Source organism: Desulfobacter sp., from assembly GCF_050177295.1.
Genome location: NZ_JBFXHE010000317.1, coordinates 1 through 5,196, shown reverse-complemented (window position 1 = coordinate 5,196; position 5,196 = coordinate 1). Strand labels below are relative to the sequence as shown.

Annotated in this window: 7 protein-coding genes; 3 read left to right on the top strand and 4 right to left on the bottom strand. The window is 49.9% G+C overall.

The genetic code is table 11. The features are described 5' to 3' along the window. On the top strand, nt 1–858 hold an 858-nt coding region (locus AB7U36_RS17850; RefSeq protein WP_428161029.1), incomplete at its 5' end, for a response regulator. Further along, a complete protein-coding gene (locus AB7U36_RS17845; protein ID WP_428161028.1) occupies nt 855–2,888 on the top strand; it encodes an ATP-binding response regulator in 2,034 nt (677 codons plus the stop codon). The genes AB7U36_RS17850 and AB7U36_RS17845, both read left to right, overlap by 4 nt. A gap of 29 nt (nt 2,889–2,917) precedes the next feature. Here AB7U36_RS17845 and AB7U36_RS17840 read toward each other — a convergent pair whose 3' ends face one another. Both AB7U36_RS17840 and AB7U36_RS17835 read right to left on the bottom strand, forming a co-directional pair. Next, complete coding sequence (locus AB7U36_RS17840) at nt 2,918–3,505, bottom strand: helix-turn-helix domain-containing protein (protein WP_428161027.1); 588 nt, start codon at nt 3,503–3,505, stop codon at nt 2,918–2,920. A gap of 52 nt (nt 3,506–3,557) precedes the next feature. Next, nucleotides 3,558–4,085, bottom strand: a complete 528-nt coding sequence (locus AB7U36_RS17835; RefSeq protein ID WP_428161026.1) for a hypothetical protein — start codon at nt 4,083–4,085, stop codon at nt 3,558–3,560. A gap of 35 nt (nt 4,086–4,120) precedes the next feature. Between AB7U36_RS17835 and AB7U36_RS17830 the strand changes: the two genes are divergently transcribed. Further along, nucleotides 4,121–4,321, top strand: coding sequence for a hypothetical protein (locus AB7U36_RS17830; protein WP_428161025.1), 201 nt, complete (start codon nt 4,121–4,123; stop codon nt 4,319–4,321). 11 nt (nt 4,322–4,332) lie between these two features. On the opposite strand, the gene AB7U36_RS17825 is transcribed toward AB7U36_RS17830, so the two are convergent. Next, nucleotides 4,333–4,533: an outer membrane lipoprotein-sorting protein gene (locus AB7U36_RS17825; protein ID WP_428161024.1), complete on the bottom strand. Its 201-nt coding sequence runs from the start codon at nt 4,531–4,533 to the stop codon at nt 4,333–4,335. A 189-nt stretch (nt 4,534–4,722) separates the two neighbouring features. After that, nucleotides 4,723–5,031 carry a hypothetical protein gene (locus AB7U36_RS17820; protein ID WP_428161023.1) on the bottom strand — a complete coding sequence of 103 codons (309 nt, stop codon included), beginning with the start codon at nt 5,029–5,031 and terminating at the stop codon, nt 4,723–4,725. Nucleotides 5,032–5,196: the final 165 nt, after the last annotated feature.

The window sequence follows — 5,196 nt, the reverse complement described above, 5'->3', positions numbered from 1 at the left end:
ATTTTGCTCGTGGAAGACAATGACGCTGCAGTGATTCAGGTAAAAACCGCTCTGGAATCCGGAGGGATCGCAGTTGATGCCGTATCGGACGGGCAGCAGGCCCTGGACTACCTTGACCATTCCATGCCCCGGGGAATCATCCTGGACCTGATGATGCCTGGAAAGGACGGATTCCAGGTCGTCGAAGTCCTGAGGTCAACCCCAGGGACCCGTGAGATTCCGGTCCTGATTCTGACAGCAAAGGATCTGACCCCGGATGAACGCCGCCGGTTGCTGAAACACAATGTCCATAAGCTGATCCAGAAAGGGGACGTGAATCAGGCCGATCTGCTGGAAAAAGTGAAACAGATGCTTTCCGACGATATGGAAGAAAAGAAGACAGAGAAAGCGTCACGTCCCCTTCCGCCCCCGGAATCCCTGTCTCGGATTTCTCCCGGCAATGTTCGGGAAAAGTCCCGGGAAACAAAACGCGCCAACGGCCCGGTGGTGCTGATCGTGGAGGATAATCCCGATAACATGATCACCCTCAAAGCGGTCCTGCCGGACGGCCTGGACATCCGGGAGGCCGTGGATGGGAAGCAGGGACTTGAAAAGGCCCTTCACCTGCTTCCAGAGCTTATTCTCCTTGATATTGCTCTGCCCAAAATGGATGGTATGGAAGTGGCCGCGGCCCTGAGGGAAAACGACAACACAAAGGACATTCCCATCATTGCACTGACAGCCCAGGCCATGAAGGGAGACCGGGAGCGGATTCTGGAGGCCGGGTGTGACGATTATATTTCCAAACCCATTCATCCCGAAGCGCTGAGAAAAAAGGTCAGCTTCTGGCTGTCACCCGCCCAGGAGGAAAAAATATGAAACGGATACTCACCATAGATGATAACCAGGATAACCTGGTCACGGTAAAAGCACTGCTCAAGCACGCCATCCCGGGCTGTGAAGTCATTGCAGCATCTTCCGGCGAAGAGGGTCTCCAAAAAGCCATCATAGAAAAGCCGGACACCATTCTTCTGGATATTCACATGCCGGGAATGGACGGATTTGAAACCTGCCGGGAATTAAAACAGATCCGGGAAACCGCCCATATTCCCGTGATCATGCTCACGGCCATCCGGACGGATTCTTCCAGCCGGGTGCGCGCCCTTGATTTAGGGGCAGACGCCTTTTTAACCAAACCCATTGAGGAATCGGAACTGGCGGCCCAGGTCAAGGCCATGCTTAGAATTAAACAGGCGGAAGATCGTCTGAGGAATGAAAAAGAAGATCTTGAGAAACTTGTGGAGCAGCGGGTCAACGAACTTCGCATTGCCAATGCACAGCTGCTGATGGAAATGGATGAACGGCAACTGGCCCAGAATGAACTGGAAATTAAATCCAGCGCCATTGAAAATGCCCTGACCGGTTTTGGCATTCTTGACAGCCGGGAATGTTTTATCTATGTCAACAAGGCGATTATCCGCATGTGGGGCTATGATGATGGGGCCCAGGTAATTTCCATGCCACTGGCAGATCATTGCCTGGATCCCGGCATCCTGGACCGGCTCAGGCTGGATCTTTCTGCCAAAGGGGAATGCAAGATAGAATTCACCGCCAAACAAAGAGACGGTTCCCTGTTTGAGGTTCAGATGTATACCCATAGGTCCCGGGATGCGGAAGGGAAAAGAATTTATCCCGTGACCTGCATTGATATCACGGATCAGAAAAAAGCCCAGTCTGAAAAGAAAAAACTGGAAAAACAATTGATACAGTCCCAGAAGATGGAGGCCGTCGGGGCCCTTGCCGCAGGGATTGCCCATGACTTCAACAATGTTCTGTCTCCCATTATCGGCTTTTCCGAACTGCTGAAAGAGGATATTCCCGATGACAGCCCCATGATCGAGTATGCCAGTGAGATTTTCAATGCCGCCAACAGGGCCCGGTCTTTGGTCAAACAAATCCTGACCTTCAGCCGCCAGATGGACCAGGAGGTCAGACCGATAAAAATTCAGTCCATTCTTATTGAGGTCATCAATCTCACCCACGCCGTCATTCCAAGCACCATTACCATCGTTGACGACATCGACAAAACCTGCAAGCCCATACTGGCAGACCCCACCCAGATACATCAGATGATTATGAATATGGTCACCAATGCCTTTCATGCCATGGAAACCACGGGAGGGACCTTAAAAATCCGGCTTGGGCCGGTCCATATTTCCAAAACAGTTCACCGGGGACGCCCCATGACGCCGGGGGAATACAACTGCCTGACCATTGAGGACACAGGAACCGGCATCCCCAAAGCGATCCTTTCCTATATATTTGACCCCTATTTCACCACTAAGGCGATTGAAAAAGGAACCGGCCTGGGGCTGTCCGTGGCCCACGGAACCGCTAAAAGTGCCCATGGTGAAATATTTGTTGAAAGCGAAGAGGGAAAAGGGACAACATTTGACATCTATCTGCCGGTAAAACAGGAAAAACCCACAGCACTTACGTTCAAGCCCCAAACCCTTCCCAGAGGAGACGAACATATCCTTCTGGTGGATGATGAGCCCCTTGTCACAAATGTTATAAGCCAAATGCTCAAACGGCTGGGGTATGAGGTCACCAGCATCAACGATCCTTGCCGGGCGCTTGAGGTGTTTCATAACACCCCCGGCACATTTGATATGCTCATCTCGGACCTGACCATGCCAGGACTGACCGGGGACCAATTGGCTGAAAAAATACTGGCTGACGCCCCGGATCTGCCCGTCCTGATCTGCTCCGGATACTCAGACGCATTAAGTGAGTCCCAGATCAAAAAAATCGGGATCAAAGCCCTTGTGATGAAACCGGTTGTCCTTCCCGAATTGTCCCAGACCATCAGAGAGATTTTTGACGGGAAAAATTCTATGTCCAACTAATTCTTTCTGTTGGCTATAAGTTACACAAACTATTGAAGCCTGTTTTTCAGATATTGCTTGGGAATGATACCAAAGCGTTTCCCGAACGCTTCACTGAAATGGCTGACATTGGTGTACCCCACCTGCCATGCGGTTTGGCTGACATTGGTCCGTATCTCATCCAGAAGCTGCATCGCCCTTTGCATCCGATATTCCCGGAAATAGTCAAACACGCTTTTTCCATAGGCCTGTCTGAATCCGGTCTGAATATCCGGTGTCATGGGCCTGATATCTACAAACTCGGCCTGTGACGCACCTTTCAGGATTGCCTGCATTTCCAAAGGCAGGACCGTGTCACCCGGTTTTACCAGGCTGCGAAAAAACGGCAAGGTCATGTGCAGATGCAGAATCTGCTGCTTTGCGGCCCCAGGGATGGTAAACATTCCGGTTTGCCGGTTTTCCATCCTGACGCTGCTGCTCCCGCTTTTAACACGCATCTGCTTTGGGCTGCAACCTGATGAACAGACAGTCTGTTTTTTGACACCGCCTGAAATGGCAAAGCCGAAATCAATGACCGGGGATTGTTTTTCATATTCCAGGCAGACCGGCGTGTCTGAAAAGAAATTGATCGTGCTCATCCATAAACCGGGGCGAATGCATATCTCCTGGTGGCCGCCCTGGAAACCGTCATCACAATCCGTTCCGGTGCTGCAACATGGTTTGAATCGGATTGGTGCCGTCACGGTCCTGGCCGGACCTGTAATAGGCGAATTCAAGATTTCCGATACCCCGGCCCACACGGCCCCGGGCACTGAATCCATATACGGACAATTCAGGAAAAAGGTGTTCGCCCGAACCGGACTGACCGGCAGGCTGTTTCCAGAATCCGCGGTATCCATATAATACCAGCTCATAGTTATGGATGTTCTTGTACAGGCGAAGGGCAATCTCGTCATCCTTGAACCACTGGCCGGGAATCTGTGCCCCCCTCAAATTGTCCCGCCCTGCAAGTTCGCTACCGTTCCAGTGAGAGACATATTCTCCTGTAATGTACCGGTCCGGATCAAACCGGGGTGTATAGACCAGGTCAAGACTTGCAAATGAAGTGAAGTCAGCACCTGCCTGCCGATCTTTACATCCAGAACATCCGACTGCCTCGCAAACATCCAGGCTTCCCGGGTGTCGTACTCCCCTTTCTCGGTAATCCCGTCTGCCCATACGTCTCCTTTGTATTTAAATTCCGCCCATGGGGCATGAACAATTCGGCCTGGAGCCGGGATTCCATTACAGACGCCTGTTTTTGCCGGGGGTCGTCCCGGACCCGGCAGCCGGCCCGGAATTCTGCAAATCCGTTTATTTCCACAGGGGAAAACGCCTTGAAACCGTCCCCGGCCCAGGCCATGCAGGCAAAAAAAACCGAAAAAAAAGCCCGCATAGAAACAGGCATCCCTTAAGGATCCGTTGTTTAACGCATAACATCTCTCGGAGGCCTCCTCAAGTACCGCTCGGTAAACAGATCTGCGCCGACTCCGGTATTGTACCGGATTCCGGAAAAAGCCATTGTTGTCCGGCTGCCGGTCTCAAGATTCCTGGCCACTGTCAGGACTGCCGTGGGATAAACATTGCGGTTGTCTTCCCGGGCTTCGATATTCTCAAGCTTCATCACTTCAATCACCCTGGCGTTACTTGATACCTATTCTGATTCGGTAACTTCCGGATAATTCCGTGCATTCGTAGCAACCGAAAATGACGACTGACTTTTGCAGATAATTGTTTGTCTGTGCGTCCTTTCCCAAAAGAAGTGTCAGACAACAATTTTCGAATCATTTGATTGTTAAATCCTGATACTCGACTATCAAGTTTTTTCTTCAGCCCTGTAAACACTGGGCTGAGAAATGGTCTTTTTCGGAGGCCAAAAATACTTAAAAAAGAATAACAGGTTGATATTATTGCATTTTAAAAAATTATACCAAGATAATTTGGAATTTATTGAAAGCACGGTAATATTCAGTAATATCAATTTATTAGAAAAAACTTGATAGTCGAATGATATTAAGAATGCAGGATCGCTGAGTGCAAGAATCAACTCTTGATCTTTGCTAACTGGGTCAAGACCACGGTAACGATGTGCGTCTTTCATGATATGGCCCGTCAGCTCATTCATGATATCGCTAACCGGTGTTTTTTCCTCCAGAGTTGCTAAGGGCGCATTCCCATTTTCCCGGTTTTAAAAAAGCCTATCTTTTAGTGCAAAAAGCATGATATTTTTTGCTAAACTGAAACAATCAAAAAAATGGACTGTGCTGATGAAAAAAGCGGAAGATTGCAA

What these genes read in the sequence shown, in the direction of transcription:
- AB7U36_RS17840 (WP_428161027.1), bottom strand. Translation starts at nt 3,505, where the DNA reads ATGAGCACGATCAATTTCTTTTCAGACACGCCGGTCTGCCTGGAATAT.
- AB7U36_RS17820 (WP_428161023.1), bottom strand. Translation starts at nt 5,031, where the DNA reads ATGAATGAGCTGACGGGCCATATCATGAAAGACGCACATCGTTACCGT.
- AB7U36_RS17835 (WP_428161026.1), bottom strand. Translation starts at nt 4,085, where the DNA reads ATGGGCAGACGGGATTACCGAGAAAGGGGAGTACGACACCCGGGAAGC.
- AB7U36_RS17830 (WP_428161025.1), top strand. Translation starts at nt 4,121, where the DNA reads ATGAACAATTCGGCCTGGAGCCGGGATTCCATTACAGACGCCTGTTTT.
- AB7U36_RS17845 (WP_428161028.1), top strand. Translation starts at nt 855, where the DNA reads ATGAAACGGATACTCACCATAGATGATAACCAGGATAACCTGGTCACG.